Source organism: Mycobacterium sp. NPDC006124 (assembly GCF_040614235.1).
Lineage (GTDB): Bacteria > Actinomycetota > Actinomycetes > Mycobacteriales > Mycobacteriaceae > Mycobacterium.
In genome coordinates this window covers 103,796-124,426 of record NZ_JBEXUA010000013.1, presented here as the reverse complement: position 1 = coordinate 124,426, position 20,631 = coordinate 103,796, and the positions used below count along the sequence as shown (strand labels likewise).

The following is a 20,631-nucleotide window of genomic DNA, read 5'->3' as shown; positions in this document are numbered from 1 at the left end:
GTCGGTCCGAACCGCGGCCGCTAAGGTGTCATGGCCATGAACTTGCGTCCCTCGAGCCCCGTCGGTGACGACGTCGCCGCGTTGGCGGAGCGCGTACAGGCCGTCCTGCGGGGCGCCTCGGGCGCCGAGCGCGTCACCGGGGTGACGCTGCGCAGCCAGGACGTCCGGCCCGGAGACCTGTTCGCGGCGCTGCCCGGCGCGAAGGCGCACGGCGCGAAGTTCGCCGCGGACGCCGTCGGTCAGGGTGCCGTCGCGGTGCTCACCGACGATGCCGGTGCCCAGGTGATGGCGGGCGTCACGGGCGTCCCCGTGCTGATCCATCCCGCACCCAGGACGGTGCTCGGCGACGTGGCCGCCGCCGTCTACGGCCGGCCGTCGGAGCGCATGCGCGTCATCGGGGTGACGGGCACCTCCGGCAAGACGACCACCACCTATCTGGTGGAGGCGGGACTGCGCGCCGCGGGCCGCGTCACCGGGCTGGTCGGCTCCGTCGGCATCCGCGTCGACGGCCGCGACGAGCCCAGCGCGTTGACCACCCCGGAGGCTCCCGACCTGCAGGCCCTGTTCGCGGTCATGCTGGAGCGGGGCATCGACACCGTGGTGATGGAGGTGTCCAGCCACGCCCTGACGTTGGGCCGGGTCGACGCCGTCCACTTCGCCGTCGGCGGTTTCACCAACCTGTCCCGCGACCACCTGGACTTCCATCCCACGATGGCGGATTACCTCGACGCCAAGGCGAAGTTGTTCGAGCCCGCGTCCGCGACGCACGCCGACGTGTCGGTGGTCTGCGTCGACGACGACGGTGGCCGTGCCATCGCCGCCCGTGCCGCGCGACCCGTGACGGTCAGCGTCGCCGGCCACCAGGCCGACTGGCGCGCGGAGGACGTGCGCACCCTCGACGACGGGGGTCAGGAGTTCCTGACGGTCGACCCGGCCGGCGTGCACCACCGCCTGCGGATCGGCCTGCCCGGACGCTTCAACGTCGCCAACACCGTGCTGGCCGCGGCGCTCCTCGACGCGGTGGGCGTGTCACCCGAACAGGCGGCGCCCGGATTGCGGAGCGCGACGGTGCCGGGACGGCTCCAGCCCGTCGACCGTGGTCAGGACTTCCTCGCCGTCGTGGACTACGCGCACAAACCGGGCGCCCTGCGGGCCGTGCTCGAGACGCTGCGCGCCCAGACCCGCGGCAGGATTGCGGTCGTCATCGGAGCCGGTGGCAACCGCGACCCCGGCAAGCGGGGACCGATGGGCCAGGTGGCGGCCGAGCTGGCCGACCTGGTCGTGGTCACCGACGACAACCCCCGCGACGAGGAACCGTCGGCCATCCGGGCGGCGATCGTGGCCGGTGCGGCCGGTGGTGCGGCCGTCGTCGAGGAGATCGGTGACCGGGCCGCGGCCATCGACTTCGCCGTGGCCTGGGCCGGTGCCGGTGACGTCGTGCTGGTGGCGGGCAAGGGACACGAGGCGGGTCAGACCAGCCACGGGCAGACCCGGCCCTTCGACGACCGCGACGAGTTGGCCCGCGCGCTGAGCACTCTCGGGGTGACGCCGTGATCGCCATGTCGCTGGCCCGCGTCGCCGAGATCGTCGGCGGAGAGTTGGCCGACGTCTCCGCCGAGGACGCCGCGTCGATCCTCGTCACCGGTTCGGTCGAGTTCGACTCGCGGGCGGTGACCCCCGGCGGACTGTTCCTGGCGCTGCCCGGGGCGCGGTCGGACGGTCACGACTTCGCCGCGGGCGCCGTCGCGGCGGGCGCGGTCGCCGTGCTGGCCGCGCGCCCGGTCGGGGTGCCCGCCGTGGTGGTGCGCCCCGATGCCGCACCGGCGGACTCGGGTGCCAGCGTGCTGGAGTTCGACTCCGACGGGTCGGGTGCCGCGGTGCTGGCGGCCCTGGCCAAGCTGGCTGCCGCGGTGGCCTCGGAACTGGTCGCCGGCGGGCTCGTCATCGTCGGGGTGACCGGCTCCTCGGGCAAGACGTCGACCAAGGATCTGCTGGCCGCGGTGCTCGAGCCCCTGGGCTCGGTCGTCGCGCCGCCCGGTTCGTTCAACAACGAACTCGGGCATCCGTGGACGGTGCTGCGCGCGACCGCCGACACCGACTATCTGGTCCTCGAGATGTCGGCGCGCCACCGCGGCAACATCGCCGCACTGGCCAGGATCGCGCGGCCGTCGATCGCGGTGGTCCTCAACGTCGGCACCGCCCACCTCGGCGAGTTCGGTTCGCGGGAGGCCATCGCCGCGACGAAGGCCGAACTGCCCCAATCGGTTCCGGCATCCGGGGTGGTGGTCCTCAACGCCGACGACCCGGTGGTCGACGCCATGGCCGCCACCACCGAGGCGCGCGTCGTGCGCGTGGGCCGCTCCTCGGGTGCCGATGTCTGGGCCGGTGACGTCGGCCTCGACGACCTGGCCAGGGCGCGGTTCACCTTGCATGCCGGGGGCGCGCAGACCGACGTGGTCCTCGCCGTCCACGGGGACCATCAGGTGTCCAACGCGCTGTCGGCGGCGGCGGTCGCGCTGGAGTGCGGAGCCAGCCTCGAGCAGGTTCGGGACGCGCTGGCGGCGGCCGGGCCGGTGTCCGCGCACCGGATGCAGGTCGGCACCCGAGCCGACGGCGTGACGATCGTCAACGACGCCTACAACGCCAATCCGGATTCGATGCGGGCTGGTCTCAAGGCCCTGGCGTGGATGGCGCGCGGCGGGGACGACGGCGGCGGGCGGCGCCGGAGTTGGGCCGTGCTCGGCGAGATGGGCGAACTCGGCGACGACGCGATCGCCGAGCACGATGGCATCGGTCGGCTCGCCGTGCGCTTAGATGTGTCACGACTGGTCGTCGTCGGAACCGGGAGATCAATGAGCGCCATGCACCACGGGGCGGTGATGGAGGGGTCATGGGGCAGTGAGTCCGTCATGGTCGACGACGTCGACGCCGCTCTGGAGCTGCTGCGCGAAGAATTGGCTCCCGGTGACGTGGTGCTGGTGAAGGCTTCGAAGTCCGCGGGCCTGGCCGCTCTGGCCGAGGCCCTGATGGACGAGGGCCCGACCCGATGAGACAGATACTGATCGCCGTCGGCATCGCGCTGGCGGTGTCGATCCTGTTGACGCCGGTCCTGATTCGCGTGTTCACCCGGCAGGGCTTCGGCCACGAGATCCGCGAGGACGGCCCTCCGAGTCACCACAAGAAGCGCGGCACCCCGTCGATGGGTGGCGTGGCGATCCTGGCGGGCATCTGGGCCGGGTACCTCGGCACGCACCTCGTCGGTCTGGCGTTGGACGGCGAGGGACCCTCGGCCTCGGGTCTGCTGGTGCTCGGCCTGGCGACGGCGCTCGGTGCGGTGGGCTTCGTCGACGACCTCATCAAGATCCGGCGGTCGCGCAACCTGGGGTTGAACAAGACGGCCAAGACGGTCGGCCAGTTGGTCGCCGCGGTGCTGTTCGGCGTGCTGGTGCTGCAGTTCCGCAACGCCGACGGGCTGACGCCGGGCAGTCCGGAGCTGTCCTACGTCCGCGAGATCGCCACGGTGACGCTGGCGCCTGCGGTCTTCGTGCTGTTCTGCGTGGTGTTGGTCAGCGCCTGGTCGAACGCGGTGAACTTCACCGACGGACTCGACGGTCTCGCGGCCGGGGCCATGGCGATGGTGACGGCGGCCTACGTGATCATCACGTTCTGGCAGTTCCGCAACGCGTGCGCATTCAGCCCGGGTCTCGGCTGCTACAACGTTCGGGATCCGCTGGATCTGGCGTTGGTGGCAGCGGCCGCGGCGGGGGCCTGCATCGGCTTCCTATGGTGGAATGCCGCACCGGCCAAGATCTTCATGGGCGACACCGGGTCGCTTGCCCTGGGTGGCATCATCGCGGGCCTGTCGGTGACCAGTCGCACCGAGATGCTGGCCATCGTGCTGGGGGCGTTGTTCGTCGCCGAGGTCACCTCGGTGGTCGTGCAGATCCTGGCCTTCCGGACGACGGGCCGCCGGGTGTTCCGGATGGCCCCGTTCCATCACCACTTCGAGCTGGTGGGCTGGGCCGAGACCACGGTGATCATCCGGTTTTGGCTGCTCACGGCCATAGCCTGCGGCCTCGGCGTGGCCCTGTTCTACAGCGAGTGGCTGGCGACGGTCGGCGCGTAGCGGCTGTGGGACTTCGGCGACACGCGCCGGATGTCCACCCACCTCGCCCTGTGACGGGGGAGGATTCTGGGGTGCCAGTGACAAATGAGCCTGCAGTTACGAATGTGACTGATGTGACGAGCGTGGCACATTGACCATGGTCGCCAACGTCTTCGCCAAGATGCGGCGCAGCAAACCTCATGCCGGAAACGCGGTGGTCTCCGACGCCGTTCCCCGCACCCGATTCGGGGCGTGGCTGAGTCGGCCCATGACGTCGTTCCACCTCGTCATCGCCGTGGCCGCCCTGCTCGTCACCCTGGGTCTGATCATGGTGTTGTCGGCCTCGGGCGTGCACTCCTACGACGAGGACGGCTCCCCGTGGGCCATCTTCGCCAAGCAGGTTCTGTGGACCGTCGTCGGCCTCGTCGCCTTCTACGTCGCCCTGCGCACACCCGTCGCCTTCATGCGCAAGGTGGCGTTCCCCGGCTTCATCTTCACGATCGTCCTGCTGATCCTCGTGCTCATCCCGGGCATCGGCAAGGAGTCCAACGGTTCTCGCGGGTGGTTCGTCGTCGCCGGTTTCTCGATGCAGCCCTCGGAGCTCGCCAAGATCGCCTTCGCCATCTGGGGTGCGCACCTGCTCGCTGCGCGTCGCATGGAGCGCGCCTCGGTGCGGGAGATGCTGTTCCCGCTGGTTCCGGGCGCTCTGGTGGCGCTGATGCTCATCGTCATGCAGCCCGACCTCGGCCAGACGGTCTCGCTCGGCATCATCCTGCTCGGTCTGCTCTGGTATGCCGGTCTGCCCCTGCGGATCTTCGCGACCTCGCTGTTCGCGGTCGTCGTGGCCGCGGCCATCCTGGCCGTGTCGGCGGGCTATCGGTCCGACCGGGTGCAGTCCTGGCTGAATCCCGGCGCCGACATGCAGGGCTCGGGCTACCAGTCGCGACAGGCGCGCTACGCCCTGGCCAACGGCGGCATCTTCGGCGACGGACTCGGGCAGGGCACCGCCAAGTGGAACTATCTGCCCAACGCCCACAACGACTTCATCTTCGCCATCATCGGCGAGGAACTCGGCTTCGTCGGCGCGGTGGGACTGCTGTGCCTGTTCGGCCTCTTCGCCTACACCGGGATGCGCATCGCGCGGCGTTCGGCGGACCCGTTCCTGCGACTGCTCACCGCCACGACGACGCTGTGGGTGATCGGGCAGGCGTTCATCAACGTCGGCTACGTCGTCGGACTGCTCCCGGTGACCGGCCTTCAGCTGCCGTTGATATCGGCGGGTGGCACGTCCACGGCCACGACGCTGTTCATGCTCGGCATCATCACCAACGCGGCCCGACACGAACCGGAGGCGGTCGCCGCGCTGCGGGCCGGCCGGGAGGACCGGTTCAACCGGATGCTGCGCCTGCCGTTACCCGAGCCCTACGTGCCGTCCCGGCTGGAGACCGCGCGGGACCGGCTGCGGAAACGACCCGAGAAGCGCACGCCACCCAAGCCGACGCCGCCCAAGCCGAGCCCGAAGAAGGCCAAGCAGAAGGCCAAGCAGAAGGCCAAGCAGAAGGCCGAGGTCGCCAAGGTCAAGACGCCCGACCCGAAGGGCAGCGCCAGAGGCAAGCCGAAGCCCGTCCGCAAACCCGCCGAGGATCGCAGGCGCGGTTCCGCGGAGCCGGTCGGCAGGACCGCGCGGGGCGCAAGGCATCATGGAGACCGTCAGCGTCAGCCGAGCCAACGGGCTCGCCCTCTGGAAGGTCAGCGTTACGGGTGAGCAACCCTGATGTGCCGCGTCCCGGCGGGCAGGAGCGCAGCGACTCGGGAAGTAGATCCGGTGGAACGGTGTCCGTGGTCCTCGCCGGCGGTGGTACCGCGGGACACATCGAGCCCGCCATGGCCGTCGCCGACGCCTTGGTCGCGCTCGACCCGACGGTGCGTATCACCGCCTTGGGCACCACCCGCGGTCTGGAGACGCGGCTCGTTCCCGAGCGCGGTTACGACCTGGAGCTGATCACCCCGGTGCCGTTCCCGCGCAAGCCCTCCGGTGATCTGGTCCGGCTTCCGCTGCGGGTCCGCTCGGCGGTGCGGCAGACACGGGCGATCCTCGACGAGGTCCGCGCCGACGTGGTGGTCGGCTTCGGCGGTTACGTCGCCCTGCCGGCCTATCTGGCGGCCCGCGGCGGCGCGTCGCGACGCAGCGCCATCCCCGTCGTCATCCACGAGGCCAACGCGCGCGCAGGCTGGGCGAACCGGGTGGGAGCCCGCTCGGCGCGGCGGGTACTGGCCGCGACGGCGGATCCCGGACTCGGCCGCCGCGTCGAGGTGGTCGGCGTCCCGGTCCGCGAGACCATCACGTCCCTGGATCGGATGGCGCTGCGCGACGAGGCCCGCGCGCACTTCGGCTTCGCCGACGACGACCGGGTGCTGCTGGTGTTCGGTGGCTCCCAGGGTGCACAGTCGCTCAACCGTGCCGTCTCGGGTGCGGCTGCGGAACTGGCCGCGGCCGGCATCGCGGTGCTGCACGCGCACGGACCGAAGAACGTCCTGCAGCTTCGCGTGCCGGCGGTCGGGGAGCGGCCGTACGTGGCGGTGCCGTATCTGAGCCGGATGGACCTGGCCTATGCGGCCGCCGACCTGGTGATCTGCCGCTCGGGTGCGATGACGGTCGCCGAGGTGACCGCCGTGGGGCTGCCCGCGGTGTACGTCCCGTTGCCGATCGGCAACGGCGAGCAGCGTCTCAACGCGCTGCCCGTGGTCGGCGCCGGTGGCGGCCTGCTCATCGCGGATGCAGACCTGACGCCCGAATTCATCATCGAGACCGTCCGCGTGCTGCTGTCGGATCCGCCGCGGTTGACGGCGATGACGGCGGCTGCCACGCTCGCCGGGCATCGTGACGCCGCGCGCCGGGTCGCCGAGGTGGCACTCGCGGTCGTCACCGAGCATCGAAGGGCGCGATGAGCGTGATCAGTCCGAGGGAACTGCCAACGGAGCTGCAGCGGGTGCACATGGTGGGCATCGGTGGCGCGGGCATGTCCGGGATTGCGCGGATCCTGCTCGACCGCGGCGGGCTGGTGTCGGGATCCGACGCCAAGGAGTCGCGAGGGGTGGCGGCGCTGCGCGCGCGTGGCGCGCAGGTTCGGATCGGACACGATGCGTCGTCGCTCGACATGCTGCCCGGGGGCCCGACCGTGGTGGTCAGCACGCACGCGGCGATCCCGAAGGACAACCCCGAGCTCGTCGAGGCCCACCGCCGCGGCATCCCCGTCATCCTGCGGCCGGCGGTGCTGGCGCGGTTGATGGACGGTTACACCACGGTCATGGTGACGGGCACGCACGGCAAGACCACGACGACGTCGATGGTCGTGGTGGCGTTGCAGCGCGGCGGATTCGACCCGTCGTTCGCCGTCGGCGGCGACCTGGGCGAGGCGGGCACCAACGCCCACCACGGCAGCGGGGGCTGCTTCGTCGCCGAGGCCGACGAGAGTGACGGCTCGCTGCTGGAGTACACCCCGGACGTCGCGGTGGTGACCAACGTCGAGGCCGATCATTTGGACTTCTTCGGCACCGTCGAGGCCTACGTGGCGGTGTTCGACGGGTTCGTCGCGCGACTGCGCCCCGGTGGTGTGCTGGTGGTCTGCGCCGACGACCCCGGCGCCGAGGCGCTGGCGGAGCGCTCCGAGGCGACCGGGGTGCGGGTACTGCGCTACGGCACAGCCGACGGGTCGACGAATCTCGCTGCGGCCCTTGTCGACTGGAGCCAGCAGGGCACCGGCAGCGTCTCGACGGTGCAGTTGGCGGGGGAGTCGCACCCGCGCGGCATGCGGTTGGCGGTGCCCGGGCGGCACATGGCGCTCAACGCGCTGGGTGCGTTGCTCGCGGCGGTTCAGGCGGGCGCCGACGTCGAGACGGTGCTCGACGGTCTGGCCGCCTTCGAGGGTGTGCGGCGGCGGCTCGAATCGGTGGGGACGGCCGCGGGCGTGCGGCTGTTCGACGTGTACGCCCATCACCCGACCGAGGTGCGCGTCGACCTCGAGGCGCTGCAGTCGGTGGCCGGAGAGGGCCGTTGCATCGCGGTGTTCCAGCCGCATCTATACTCCCGCACCGAGACCTTCGCCCGCGAATTCGGCACGGCGCTGAGCCTGGCCGACGAGGTGTTCGTCCTAGACGTCTACGCCGCGCGGGAGCAGCCGATCGCCGGTGTCAGCGGTGCCAGTGTGGCCGAACACGTCGATGTCCCAGTGCATTACGTCGCCGACTTCTCGGCCGTCGCCACCCAGGTGGCCGCGGCGGCCAGACCGGGCGACGTAGTGGTGACGATGGGCGCGGGCGACGTCACCATGCTCGGCGGCGAGATCCTGGCCGCAGTCGCGCTGCGGGCCGGACGTGACGCGCCGGGGGCCAGGCCGTCGTGACCGGACCCACCGAGGAGCCCGAGGACGCCGCCGATCCCGTCGGCGTCTCGGTCGACGCCCCCGGTGAGGCGGCAGGCCACGGCGCCGTGCCCGGTGACGTCATCGCCAGGACCGACGACTCCACCGGAGACGGCGACGGGGCCGACTTCGAGGGCCCCCGGCGCCGGGCCCGGCGCGAGCGCGAGGAGCGGCGCGCGGCCCAGGAGCGGGCGACGGCCATCGAGAACGCCCGGCGCGAGGCCAAGCGTCGAGTGGCCGGCCGACCGGCCGATGACCCCAAACCCGCTGCCCGCGGTCTGATTCGAGGGTTGAAGGCGCTGATGTGGTCGGCGTTGATCAGCGTTCTGGTGGTGGGCGCCGGGCTGCTGCTGTACTTCACGCCCATCATGTCGGCGCGCGTCCTGGCGATCACGGGTCTGGTCACGCTGACCCAGGACGAGGTCCAGCAGGCGGCCGCGGTCCCGGCGGACACACCGCTGCTGCAGATCGACACCGACGCGGTGGCCGATCGCGTGGCGACCATCCGACGCGTCGCCAGTGCCCGGGTGCAGCGGGAGTACCCGTCGACCCTGCGCATCACGATCGTCGAGCGGGTTCCGTTGGTGGTCAAGGACTATCCCGACGGTCCGCATCTCTTCGATCGCGACGGCGTCGACTTCGCCACGGCCCCACCGCCGCCCGGGATGCCCTATCTGGACGCCGACACCCCGGGGCCCACCGATCTGCCGACCTTGGCGGCGTTGCAGGTGCTGACGTCGTTGCGGCCGGAGGTGGCGGCGCAGGTGAGTCGCATCGGGGCGCCGTCGGTCGCGTCGATCACGCTGACCCTGTTCGACGGTCGGCAGGTGATCTGGGGGACGACCGACCGGACCGACGAGAAGGCGATGAAGTTGGCCGCGCTGTTGACGCAGCCGGGGACCACCTACGACCTGTCGAGTCCGGACCTTCCGACGGTCAAGTAGGACGCGCGTCACCTGCGGGGAAAATCCCGCGGCGTGTCGCGGCGCGCCTGCGCCGATACCTCACGCTCTCGCCCTACCGTTCTGTTCGAGCGAAACTACTTGACATAACTCTAAGCCTATGGTTGAGGTTGAGGGTTGGCCCAGGAGGAAGACTACCGATGACACCCCCGCACAACTATCTCGCAGTAATAAAGGTGGTCGGCATCGGTGGCGGTGGCGTCAACGCCGTCAACCGGATGATCGAGCAAGGACTCAAGGGCGTCGAGTTCATCGCCATCAACACCGACGCGCAAGCGCTGTTGATGAGCGATGCCGACGTCAAGCTCGACGTCGGCCGGGACTCCACCCGTGGCCTCGGCGCCGGCGCCGACCCCGAGGTCGGACGCAAGGCCGCCGACGACGCCAAGGACGACATCGAGGAGCTGCTGCGCGGCGCCGACATGGTGTTCGTCACCGCAGGCGAGGGCGGTGGCACCGGCACCGGTGGCGCGCCCGTCGTCGCGACGATCGCCCGCAAACTCGGCGCGCTCACCGTCGGCGTGGTGACCCGGCCGTTCTCCTTCGAGGGCAAGCGCCGCTCCAATCAGGCCGAGGCCGGCATCGCGGCGCTGCGCGAGAGCTGCGACACGCTCATCGTGATCCCCAACGACCGTCTGCTGCAGATGGGTGACGCCGCGGTCTCGCTGATGGACGCCTTCCGCAGTGCCGACGAGGTGCTGCTCAACGGCGTGCAGGGCATCACCGACCTGATCACCACCCCCGGCCTGATCAACGTCGACTTCGCGGACGTCAAGGGCGTGATGTCCGGCGCGGGCACCGCCCTGATGGGCATCGGCTCGGCGCGCGGCGACGGCCGCGCGCTCAAGGCCGCCGAGATGGCGATCAACTCGCCGCTGCTCGAGGCGTCGATGGAGGGTGCCCTCGGCGTGCTGCTGTCGGTGGCCGGCGGCAGCGACCTGGGCCTCTTCGAGATCAACGAGGCGGCGTCGCTGGTGCAGGACTCCGCGCACCCCGAGGCCAACATCATCTTCGGCACCGTGATCGACGACTCGCTCGGCGACGAGGTGCGCGTCACCGTGATCGCCGCGGGCTTCGACGCCGCCGGACCCAGCCGCAAGCCCGTCGTGGGTGCCGGCGTCAGCGGACCGTCGGTGGCCGCGGGCACCTCGGGCAAGCTGCGTCCGGCATCGGCGTTCGACCCGGATCCTGCGAGTGTGCCCGTGCACACCAACGGTGCGACGGTCAGCATTGGTGGCGGCGGCGATGACGACGACGACGTCGATGTGCCGCCCTTCATGCGTCACTGACCGGTCGACCTCTCGACGGCCGGGATACTGGCAGCGTGACCCGACGCATCAGATGTGTGACCACGACGAGGGCCGGCGGTGCCTCGGCTCCGCCCTTCGATTCGTTCAACCTGGGCGATCACGTCGGTGACGATCCCGCCGCGGTGGCCGCCAATCGGGCGCGGCTGGCCGCGACGATCGGGTTGGGCGCCGACGGCGTCGTCTGGATGAACCAGGTGCACGGCGATCGGGTCGTCGTCGTCGACGGGCCGGTCGACGGCGCGGTCGACGATGCCGACGGTCTGGTGACCACCCGGCCCGGGTTGGCACTGGCGGTGGTGACCGCCGACTGCGTGCCGGTGCTGTTGTCGGACGCCCGCGCGGGAGTGGTCGCCGCCGTGCACGCCGGCCGGGCCGGCGCCAAGGCGGGCGTCGTGGCGCGAGCGGTGGAGGCGATGCTGGCCCACGGCGCACACGCCGCGGACATCTCGGTGCTGCTGGGCCCTGCGGTCAGCGGGCGCAACTACGAGGTGCCCGAGGAGATGGCGGCCGACGTCGAGGCGGCACTGCCCGGCAGCCGGACCACGACGGCCCGCGGTACCGCAGGCCTGGACCTGCGGGCCGGCGTCACCCGGCAGCTGGCCGCGCTCGGCGTCGCCAAAGTGGCCGTCGACCCACGCTGCACGGTGGAGGATCCGAACCTGTTCAGCCATCGCCGAAGCGCCCCGACCGGGCGCCTGGCCTCGCTGGTGTGGATCGAATGACCTCGGCGCGCACCACCGAACTCGCCGAATCCCTTGCGGCACTGCGACATCGGGTCGACGACGCCGCGACCGCGGCGGGCCGCGACGCCTCCGAGATCGAACTGCTGCCCGTGACGAAGTTCTTTCCCACCTCCGACGTCGTCGAGTTGGTGCGACTGGGGTGCGACGCCTTCGGCGAATCACGCGAGCAGGAGGCGTTCCGCAAGATCGCCGAGGTGGCCCAGCTGGCGGCGGGGGACTCGATGCCGCCGCTGCGCTGGCACATGATCGGCAGCATTCAGCGCAAGAAGGCGAAGGCGGTGGCGCAGTGGGCCTACGCCGCACACTCGGTGGACCGCGCCGCGGTGGTCGAGGCGCTGGGCCGGGCGGCGGTCGAGGCGTTGGCCGAGGGCGTGCGGGTCGATCCGCTGCGGGTCTATCTGCAGGTGAGCCTGGACGGCGATCCCGACCGGGGCGGGGTCGACGTCGGTCGGCCGGACCTCGTGGACGAGCTGTGCGAGCTGACCGACGCCACCGACGGACTGGACTTCGTGGGCCTGATGGCGATTCCGCCGCTGCATTCCGACGCGGCGGAGTCGTTCATGCGTTTAGAAGCCGAACACCAACGGGTACAGGGGTCCTACCAGCAGCGTCTCGGTCTTTCGGCAGGTATGTCAGGTGACCTCGAGATGGCGGTGAAACACGGCTCGACGTGTGTGCGTGTCGGTACCGCTCTTATGGGAGCACGTCCTCTAACGTCTCCCTGAGTAGTCACTCCAGTCACATCTTCATCACAGACAACACGCTTTCTCAGTCATCAGAAGGGTCTCCGATGAGCACACTGCATAAGGTCAAGGCCTACTTCGGTATGGCGCCGATGGACGATTACGACGACGAGTACTACGACGACGACGACCGCACGTCGCGCGCCGCATACCCCCGTCGCGCCCGGGAGGACCGCTTCGAGGACGAGGGCCGCGGCTACGACGCCCGCCCCGGCGAGCCGCGCGGCTACGACGACCGGATGGACCGCCCCGGCGCGCGTGAGTTCGAACGCGAAATGGCAGGCGCACCAACGGGTTACCGCGGCGGATACATGGACGAGCCTGCGTTCCGTGGTCGGCGTGAGTTCGAGCGGCCGCGCTTCAACACCCTGCACGGGGCCACCCGCGGCGCCGTCGCGATGGAGCCGCGCCGGATGGCCGAACTGTTCGAGGCCGGCAGCCCGCTCGCCAAGATCACCACGCTGCGTCCCAAGGATTACAGTGAGGCGCGGACCATCGGCGAGCGCTTCCGCGACGGCACCCCGGTCATCATGGATCTGGTCTCGATGGACAACGCCGACGCCAAGCGTCTGGTCGACTTCGCCGCCGGTCTGGCCTTCGCTCTGCGCGGCTCGTTCGACAAGGTCGCCACGAAGGTGTTCCTGCTGTCCCCGGCCGACGTCGACGTCACCGCCGACGAGCGCAAGCGCATCGCCGAGGCCGGCTTCTACGCCTACCAGTGACGGCCTGGGTACGCTGGACCTACGTCGGGTTCTCCTGAGACCCGTGGTCCAGCACCACCCAATGTCATCATCGCCTGGAGTGAGGTCGCGCAGTTGTCGCTGTTCTTTTCGATCCTGGGCTTCGTGCTGTTCGCGTTCTGGCTCCTGCTCATCGCGAGGGTGGTCGTCGAGTTCATCCGTTCGTTCGCCCGGGACTGGCGTCCGCGGGGCTTCATGGTCGTGGTGCTCGAGGTCATCATGACCATCACCGACCCTCCCGTGAAGTTGCTTCGCCGCATCATTCCGCAGCTCACGATAGGTGCGGTGCGTTTCGATCTGTCGATCATGGTGCTTCTGCTGGCCGCGTTCATCGGCATGGAGTTGGCCTGGAGCCAGTAGCGTCAGCCGGCTGCGAATGGCCCCGTGAACTGTGAAATTCGCTCTTAATCTGGACCTCAACCGCAACCGCCGGGTCTACTGTGACAGGATGGACGCCAGTTACTTCCAGCATGGCTTTCACATGACACCGGTTGACGGTCGAGACCTCAAGGGGGCAGACGATGCCGCTTACACCAGCCGACGTCCATAACGTCGCGTTCAGCAAGCCGCCAATCGGCAAGCGCGGTTACAACGAGGACGAGGTCGACGCCTTCCTCGACCTCGTCGAGAACGAACTGACGCGTCTCATCGAGGAGAACGCCGACCTGCGTCAGCGGGTCGCCGAACTCGACCAGGACCTCTCGAGCGCGCGCTCCGGCAGCGGGGTGCAAGCCACGCAGTCGATCCCGCAGTACCAGCAGCCCGAGCCAGAGCCGGAGCCCGTCGCGCCTCCGCAGCCGGCTTACGAGGCGCCGCAACCGGTTGCCGCCGCGCCGGTCAGCGAGGATTCGCACATCAAGGCCGCCAAGATCCTCGGCCTGGCCCAAGACACCGCCGACCGCCTGACCGGCACCGCGAAGGCCGAGTCCGACAAGATGCTCGCCGACGCGAGGGCTCAGGCCGACGCGATGGTCAACGAGGCCCGTACGACCGCGGAGACCACGGTGTCCGAGGCCAAGGCTCGGGCCGAAGCCCTGCTGTCGGACGCCCAGACCCGCTCGGAGACGCAGCTTCGTCAGGCGCAGGAGAAGGCCGACGCCCTCCAGGCCGACGCGGAGCGCAAGCACACCGAGATCATGGGCACCATCAACCAGCAGCGCACCGTGCTCGAGGGCCGCCTCGAGCAACTCCGCACCTTCGAGCGTGAATACCGCACCCGACTGAAGACCTACCTGGAGTCGCAGCTCGAGGAGCTCGGCCAGCGCGGCTCCGCGGCGCCGGTGGATTCGACCGCCAACAACGACGGCGGCGGGTTCAACCAGTTCAACCGGGGCAACAACTGATCCGGTTGACTGACTCATGCTGATCGTTGCACTGGTCCTTGCCGTCATCGGCCTCGCCGCGCTGGTGACCGCCGTGGTCACCAGCAACGAGCTGATCGCCTGGGTGTGCATCGGGGCCAGTGTGATCGGGGTGCTGCTCCTGATCGTCGACGCGCTGCGCGAGCGCTCCCGGGCCACCGACGCGACCGACTCCGAGTCCGACGACGACGGGGACGACGCGACCACCGTCATGCCGGCCGTCTCCGATCCCCAGGCCGCCGAGGACTACCCGGAGGAGCCGAGCGAGGGGCTCGCCGAATCCGAGCACGAGCCGTCAACCGTCTCCGTCGACTCCCAGGAGGGTGGCAACGCGTCCGACGCCGACGACACCCCGGAATCCAAGCGCGACTAGGCCTTTCAGCCCGCGATTTCGGCGTGATTGGTCACGCTGAGGGCGACCGATCACGCCGAAGTCCCGTGGATGAGGTGCAATCCGCCCGTGGGATGACTACGAATGGATGTCGTGGGTATCGAGTTCGAGAGCGTGGTCGACCATCCGTTGGACGAGGTCTTCGCCTGGCACACCCGGCCGGGTGCGATGCCTCGGCTGGTCCCGCCGTGGCAACCGATGACGGTGGTCGCCGAGACGTCGTCGGTGGCCGACGGGCGCGCGGTACTCGGCCTGCCCGCCGGTCTGCGATGGGTTGCGCAGCATGACGGCGCCGACTACGACCCTCCGCACCGCTTCGTCGACCAGTTGTCCTCCGACGGAATCAGATCCTGGCCGCCGCGGATCATCGGAACCTGGCGCCACACCCACGACTTCGCTGCCGAGGGGGAGAACGCCACCCGGGTGCACGACCGCGTCGAGGCTCCGGTTCCCGCGGCGGCGCTGCGGTCGACCTTCGTCTACCGTCACCGCCAGCTGGCCGACGACCTCGACGCGCACCGCGAGGCCGCCGACGCGGGTTTGACGCCCGTCACCGTCGCCGTCTCGGGGGCCTCGGGTCTGGTCGGTACGGCGTTGACGGCGCTGCTCACCAGCGGCGGCCACCGGGTGATCCGACTGGTACGCCACGCCGCGACCGGTCCCGACGAGCGCCACTGGGATCCGGACGCACCCGCGACCGATCTGCTCGACGGCACCGATGCGGTCGTGCACCTGGCCGGCACGTCGATCGCCGGCCGGTTCACCGACGCCCATCGAGCGGCCATCCGCGACAGCCGCATCGAGCCGACCCGCAAGCTCGCCGAGGTCGCCGCGCGCGCGGGCGGGCCGGCGACGTTCGTGACCGCGTCGGCGATCGGCTTCTACGGGTACGACCGCGGGGACGTCCCACTCGACGAGGACAGCTCACGCGGCGACGGCTTCCTGGCCGACGTGGTCGCGGACTGGGAGGCGGCGACCGCACCCGCGGCCGACGCCGGTCGGCGCGTGGTCGCGGTGCGTACCGGCATCGTCCAGGCCGCCCGCGGCGGCACGCTCAAGCTGATGCGCCCGCTGTTCGCCGCAGGTCTGGGTGGCCGGTTGGGCAGCGGTGAACAGTGGCTGTCCTGGATCGGCATCGACGACCTGCTCGACGTCTACTATCGCGCGCTCTACGACGACCGCCTCAGCGGGCCGGTCAACGCGGTGGCGCCGAACCCGGTGCGCAACGTGGACTACACCGCAGCGCTGGCCCGAACGATGCACCGCCCGGCGCTGCTACCGGTGCCGTCCTTCGGGCCACGGCTGCTGTTGGGCAGCCAGGGCGCCCGCGAACTGGCCGAGGCCAACCAGCGCGTCCTGCCGGTGAAGCTGAAGAACGTGGGTCACCGGTTCCGCCAGCCCGAGATCGGCGATGCGCTGGCCCATCAGCTGGGGCACGCTCAGGCCTGAGCCACCCCGTCGACGAACGCCCGGACGAGGGCGTGCACCCGCTTGGTGGCGCTCTCCAGTTCGGCCCGGGTGGCGGCGCGCAACCGGTCCGCGTCGAGGCCCAGCGCTGCCAGTTCGGTGGCGCCTTCGCCCGCCAGCCACATCTCGAGCAGGCCCTCGTCGACCTCCGGATGAAACTGCAGGCCCATCGTCGTGCCCATCAGGAACGCCTGCGAGGCGCTCGAGTTCCTGGCGATCTCGGTCGCCCCGGGTGGCACCGTGAACCGGTCGAAGTGCCACTCGAACCAGGGTCCGCTGGGCACCAGTTCGGTTCGGGACGCGTCGACGTCGAACCAGCCGACCTCGGGTGCGGGGGAGCGGGTCACCGATCCGCCCAGCGCGTGGGCGATGAGCTGCCCTCCGAAGCACACCCCCAGCGTCGGCACGCCCGCGGCGTGCGCCTCGCGCACCATCGTCGCCTCGGACTCCATCCAGGGGAACGCGTCGTTGACGCCCCACCGAGAGCCCAGCGGGACGACGACGTCGTAGGCCGTCGGGTCCGGCATCGTCGCGTCGAATGCGGGTTCGTCAGCCTGGCCAGCGCTGACGACCTCGAATGTGGTTACCTCGTAACCACATTCGACGAACGCGTCGCCCAGCATCGCCTCGGGCGCAGTGGGATCGTTGTAGATGAACAGCACCGTCTTCGCCACCGCTCCGAGGATACGGGGGTCGGCGACGCGGCGCCTACGGGGAGGAGCCCGGCGCCCGCGGTCACAACCGGTCGAAGATGCCGTTGACGATGTCGTCGCCGATTCCGATGCCGGCCCCGGTCACGATGGCCTGACCAAAGCGTCCCCCGAGGAAGCGCTGCAGCGTGCCGCCGCCTTGTGCGGGTGGGCTCTGATACTGCGGCGCGTACCGGGGTTGCCACTGCTGGGGCTGTTGGTACTGCGGTTGACGGTAATTGGGCTGCACCGGAGGGGGCGCTGCTGCGGACGCCTGCTGCACGTGTCCGTCGACCACCGCGTGAATGGCTTGCAGCAGTTCGGTGGTGGTGGACTGCTCGTCGCGCAGGGCCAGCGCGATCTCGCGCAGGTCCAGCGACCACTCCCGCGCGTTGGGGTCACCCTCGGCCCGCGACAGCTTTCCGGCGAGCGCTGCGACCAGGCCGGCGGTCTGCTGGGTCCGTCGTTGCAACTCGCCGAACCGTTGGTCCACGGTGGCTACGGTGTCCTCGTCCACGGTGGCGCCTCCTCTCGTACGTGCACACCGGCGTGCACCGTCGAGATATACCGTCGCCGACTCGAGGGCTGCTGCGCGCTCGCTGTCAGAATCCGTGGAACGGGTTCAGGCCGAGGGGATGTCGAGAAGCTGCTCGAAGAATCCGCCGAAGCCGCGCTCGCGGTCGACGAGGTGCACCTCGAGGATCCAGTGGCAGTCCCGACCGGAGGGGTCGGTGCGGCGCATGGGGTTCTCGTTGGCCGGGGCGATGTAGCTCTCGAGCGCGTCGCCGCTGATGCGTTCGTGCGGGAACTCGCCGACGAGGTGCCCGGCGTGCTCGGCGGCATGGCTCCACCCGGCGTCGGTGATCAGTCCGGTGACGAACGAGAACAGCTGCGCACCGGTGATGTCCGGGGTCGCCGCGAAGTGAGCCCGGCCCTGCTCCCAGATCCGGGGCAGGTCCTCGGCGAGCCGGTGCTTGACCGGATCGTCGCCGAGGACGTAGGTGCGGCCGACGTCGGCCTCCCAGTCGGCGAAGATCGGTCCGAAGTCCAAGAACACGATGTCGTCGGCCTCGACGACGCGGTCCGGCGGGTTGTCGTCATAGGGCGCCATGGTGTTGACGCCGGCGCGCACGATGCGCTTGTGCCAGAACCTCCTGGTGCCGAACATCTCCTCGGCGAGAGCGCGAATCTGGTCGCTGAGCTCCCGTTCACCGACGCCGGGGACGATCATTGCGCGGGCCACGACCTCCTCGAAGAGGGCGTTGGCCTTGCGTTCGGCGTCGCGGAGGGCCTCGATCCGGGATTGCTCGGCTACTGCGTCCATGGTCCTATTCTGCGCGCCGCGCCCGGTAGCGGCGCTCGGGCCTGCCCGCCCCGTACTGCAGCCGCAGTTCGAGGGCGCCGACGCCGAGGAAGTGTTCCAGGTAGCGGCGCGCGCTGACCCTCGAGATGCCCACCACCTCAGCACATTCCGCCGACGACACCTCTCCGGCCGCCCGCACGGCGTCGAGCACCAGCTGTCCGGTCACCGTTCCGAGCCCCTTGGGAAGGGTGTCGTCGGGGGCGGTCGCCGCGCCGCCCTGGCTGCCGAACAGCGAGTCGATCAGCGACTGGTCGGCGCCGGTGGCCGAGGACAGCGCATCGGCCCGAGCGGCGAAGGCCTCCAGCTTGGCCTGCAACTGGGGGAACTCGAACGGCTTGATCAGGTAGTCGGCCGCGCCACCGTCGAGGGCGCCGCTGACGGTGTCCAGTTCGCGGGCCGCGGTGATCATGATGACGCCGACGGGGTCGCCGGCCGCGCGCAGCCGCTTGAGGACGTCGAGGCCCGTCATGTCGGGCAGGTACACGTCGAGCAGGATGAGGTCGGGTTGCAACGCGGCGGCCATCTCGAGGGCCTCGGCTCCGGTGCGGGCCGCGCCGACGGTGCTGAACCCGTCGACGCGGTCGACGAACTTGCGGTGAATCTCGCCGACCATGAAGTCGTCGTCGACGACGAGGACCTCACGCATGGTCGGCCAACCGGGCGGGGGGCAGGCTGACCCGGAAGCAGGCCCCGCCCGTCGGAGCGTCGGTGACGTCGACCGTGCCGCCGAGTTGCGCGCTGACCAGGCGCACCAGGGCCAGGCCGATTCCGCGTCCACCGGGAACGTCGGGTTTGGAGGTGACGCCCCTGGTGAAGATCTCCTCCCGAAGATGTTCGGGCACACCGGGTCCCGAGTCGGTGACGGACACGGTCATCCCTTCGGTGTCGTCGAGGTGCACGGTGACGTGCGCGCCGGCCGACCCCTCGGAGACGTCGACGGCGTTGTCGATGAGATTACCCAGCAGGGTGATGACGTCGGTCGAGAGTGCGGGATCCAGCGCCGAGAGATGGGAGTCGGCGTCGATGATCAGGGCGACGCCACTCTCGGCGGCCAGCGAGGTCTTGGCGATCAGCAGCGCGGCGACGGCCGGGTCGGCGACCAGTTCGGTGACGGCGTCGCTGATCTCGGCGCGTCGACGGGTCAGCGCCCCGACGAAGTCGTGCACGGAGTCGTACTCGCCGAGTTGGACCAACCCCGAGATGGTGTGCAGCTGGTTGGCGAATTCGTGGGTCTGGGCGCGCAGGGTGTCGGTCACGCTCTTGTGCGAGGACAACTGACCCTGCATGGACGCCAGTTCGGTGCTGTCGCGCATGGTGGTGACGGTGCCGATCCGTTTGCCCTGGCTGGTCGCCGAGCGGCGGTTGAGAGCGAGCACCCGGGTGCGGGTCACGATGACGACGTCGGATTGGCCCGACCGCCCCTCGCCTCCGGCCAGGAGGAACTCGGCGACGGCGGGATCGAGGTCGAGCTCGTCGATGCGACGTCCGACCGCATCCTCGGTCACGTCGAGCAGCACCTGCGCACTGTCGTTGAGCACCGTCACGACCCCGTCGTCGTCGACGGCCACGACACCTTCTCTGATGCTGTGCAGCAACGCTTCTCGATGCTCGGCGAGGCCCGCGATCTCGGCGATCTCCAGCCCCCGGGTCTGTCGTTTGATGCGGCGCGACAGCAGCCACGACGCCATCGCGCCGAGTGCCGCACCGAGTCCGAGGTACACCAGCAGACGTTCGCCCGCGCCGCCGAGGAGCTGCCACACCGAGGGGTAGCGCTCGGAGACCGACACCACCGAGAGCACCACCCCGTCGACGTCGTTGATCGGCACCTGACCCGCCAGGCTGTGTACGCCGTCGACGTCGAGATCGCCGAACCAGGCCCGGCCGTGGGCGGCGCCGCTGACGGAGAGGTCGAGCCGCCGGCCGATGCGCGACGGGTCGGTGGACACGCGGACGACGCCGGAGGGGTCGACGATCTCGGCGAGTTCGGCGCCGGACAGCGCGACGGCCCGGTCGACGTCCGGGGCCAGGATCTGCGCGGCGAACGGATCGGCGAATCGCTCGCGGACGATCGGCGTCGACGCCAGGTTCTCGGCGACTGCGATCATCCGCTGGCCGCGGACGTCACGGAATTCGTCGGTGGACTGGGTGACCGACACCGCGGCCACGGCGACCAGCACGATGGCGATGACGACCAGTTGGAACACCAGGAACTGGCCGGCGAGGCTGCGCGTCCCGCGGACGCCGCGGGCCGCTCCCGCCCGGCGCCCCGTCAGATTCCCCGCCCGATTACACGGTGATCGCAACGACCACAACTTCCTTTGCGTTCGTAAGAGTGA

The 20,631-nt window shown here is 70.2% G+C and carries 20 protein-coding genes; 15 read left to right on the top strand and 5 right to left on the bottom strand.

Translation table 11 applies throughout. From position 1 onward, the window contains the following. The first annotated feature begins 36 nt into the window (after positions 1–36). From ABZ195_RS23075 to ABZ195_RS23005, 15 genes are all read left to right on the top strand, one after another. Complete coding sequence (locus tag ABZ195_RS23075) at positions 37–1,554, top strand: UDP-N-acetylmuramoyl-L-alanyl-D-glutamate--2,6-diaminopimelate ligase (protein ID WP_355221846.1); 1,518 nt, start codon at positions 37–39, stop codon at positions 1,552–1,554. Continuing rightward, positions 1,551–3,050, top strand: a complete 1,500-nt coding sequence (murF, locus tag ABZ195_RS23070; protein WP_355221844.1) for a UDP-N-acetylmuramoyl-tripeptide--D-alanyl-D-alanine ligase — start codon at positions 1,551–1,553, stop codon at positions 3,048–3,050. The genes ABZ195_RS23075 and murF overlap by 4 nt, the downstream gene beginning before the upstream one ends. After that, positions 3,047–4,126 (top strand): phospho-N-acetylmuramoyl-pentapeptide-transferase, encoded by a 1,080-nt coding sequence (mraY, locus tag ABZ195_RS23065; RefSeq protein WP_355221842.1) that lies wholly within the window; start codon positions 3,047–3,049, stop codon positions 4,124–4,126. Before murF ends, mraY begins: the two co-directional genes overlap by 4 nt. A gap of 160 nt (positions 4,127–4,286) precedes the next feature. Further along, positions 4,287–5,870, top strand: coding sequence for a putative lipid II flippase FtsW (ftsW, locus tag ABZ195_RS23060; RefSeq protein WP_355221917.1), 1,584 nt, complete (start codon positions 4,287–4,289; stop codon positions 5,868–5,870). An 11-nt stretch (positions 5,871–5,881) separates the two neighbouring features. After that, positions 5,882–7,054 carry an undecaprenyldiphospho-muramoylpentapeptide beta-N-acetylglucosaminyltransferase gene (gene murG, locus ABZ195_RS23055; RefSeq protein ID WP_355221916.1) on the top strand — a complete coding sequence of 391 codons (1,173 nt, stop codon included), beginning with the start codon at positions 5,882–5,884 and terminating at the stop codon, positions 7,052–7,054. 5 nt (positions 7,055–7,059) lie between these two features. Continuing rightward, positions 7,060–8,508, top strand: coding sequence for a UDP-N-acetylmuramate--L-alanine ligase (murC, locus tag ABZ195_RS23050; RefSeq protein ID WP_355221914.1), 1,449 nt, complete (start codon positions 7,060–7,062; stop codon positions 8,506–8,508). 86 nt (positions 8,509–8,594) lie between these two features. After that, entirely contained in the window at positions 8,595–9,470 is an 876-nt protein-coding gene (locus ABZ195_RS23045) for a cell division protein FtsQ/DivIB (protein ID WP_355221912.1), read from the top strand. A gap of 158 nt (positions 9,471–9,628) precedes the next feature. Further along, positions 9,629–10,777, top strand: coding sequence for a cell division protein FtsZ (gene ftsZ, locus ABZ195_RS23040; RefSeq protein ID WP_355221840.1), 1,149 nt, complete (start codon positions 9,629–9,631; stop codon positions 10,775–10,777). A gap of 35 nt (positions 10,778–10,812) precedes the next feature. Continuing rightward, the gene (gene pgeF, locus ABZ195_RS23035) at positions 10,813–11,520 is read left to right on the top strand and encodes a peptidoglycan editing factor PgeF (RefSeq protein WP_355221838.1); all 708 of its coding nucleotides are present in this window, start codon (positions 10,813–10,815) and stop codon (positions 11,518–11,520) included. Next, positions 11,517–12,266 carry a YggS family pyridoxal phosphate-dependent enzyme gene (locus ABZ195_RS23030; RefSeq protein WP_355221837.1) on the top strand — a complete coding sequence of 250 codons (750 nt, stop codon included), beginning with the start codon at positions 11,517–11,519 and terminating at the stop codon, positions 12,264–12,266. Before pgeF ends, ABZ195_RS23030 begins: the two co-directional genes overlap by 4 nt. Before the next feature lie 65 nt (positions 12,267–12,331). Continuing rightward, a complete protein-coding gene (locus ABZ195_RS23025) occupies positions 12,332–13,006 on the top strand; it encodes a cell division protein SepF (protein WP_355221835.1) in 675 nt (224 codons plus the stop codon). Between the two features lie 93 nt (positions 13,007–13,099). Next, entirely contained in the window at positions 13,100–13,384 is a 285-nt protein-coding gene (locus ABZ195_RS23020) for a YggT family protein (RefSeq protein WP_355221834.1), read from the top strand. Positions 13,385–13,545: 161 nt separating this feature from the next. Then, a complete protein-coding gene (locus tag ABZ195_RS23015; protein WP_355221832.1) occupies positions 13,546–14,367 on the top strand; it encodes a DivIVA domain-containing protein in 822 nt (273 codons plus the stop codon). Positions 14,368–14,383: 16 nt separating this feature from the next. Continuing rightward, positions 14,384–14,758 carry a hypothetical protein gene (locus ABZ195_RS23010; protein ID WP_355221831.1) on the top strand — a complete coding sequence of 125 codons (375 nt, stop codon included), beginning with the start codon at positions 14,384–14,386 and terminating at the stop codon, positions 14,756–14,758. Positions 14,759–14,869: 111 nt separating this feature from the next. Next, complete coding sequence (locus ABZ195_RS23005; protein ID WP_355221829.1) at positions 14,870–16,225, top strand: TIGR01777 family oxidoreductase; 1,356 nt, start codon at positions 14,870–14,872, stop codon at positions 16,223–16,225. On the opposite strand, the gene ABZ195_RS23000 is transcribed toward ABZ195_RS23005, so the two are convergent. From ABZ195_RS23000 to ABZ195_RS22980, 5 genes are all read right to left on the bottom strand, one after another. Beyond that, positions 16,216–16,917, bottom strand: coding sequence for a type 1 glutamine amidotransferase (locus ABZ195_RS23000; protein WP_355221828.1), 702 nt, complete (start codon positions 16,915–16,917; stop codon positions 16,216–16,218). The two genes, ABZ195_RS23005 and ABZ195_RS23000, sit on opposite strands and share 10 nt — an antisense overlap. A 61-nt stretch (positions 16,918–16,978) precedes the next feature. Beyond that, positions 16,979–17,449, bottom strand: a complete 471-nt coding sequence (locus ABZ195_RS22995) for a hypothetical protein (RefSeq protein ID WP_355221827.1) — start codon at positions 17,447–17,449, stop codon at positions 16,979–16,981. Between the two features lie 105 nt (positions 17,450–17,554). Further along, positions 17,555–18,256, bottom strand: coding sequence for a M24 family metallopeptidase (locus ABZ195_RS22990; protein ID WP_355221825.1), 702 nt, complete (start codon positions 18,254–18,256; stop codon positions 17,555–17,557). Between the two features lie 4 nt (positions 18,257–18,260). Continuing rightward, a complete protein-coding gene (locus ABZ195_RS22985; protein ID WP_355221823.1) occupies positions 18,261–18,941 on the bottom strand; it encodes a response regulator in 681 nt (226 codons plus the stop codon). Further along, on the bottom strand, positions 18,934–20,568 hold the full coding sequence (locus ABZ195_RS22980) for an ATP-binding protein (protein WP_355221910.1): 1,635 nt from the start codon (positions 20,566–20,568) through the stop codon (positions 18,934–18,936). Before ABZ195_RS22980 ends, ABZ195_RS22985 begins: the two co-directional genes overlap by 8 nt. Positions 20,569–20,631: the final 63 nt, after the last annotated feature.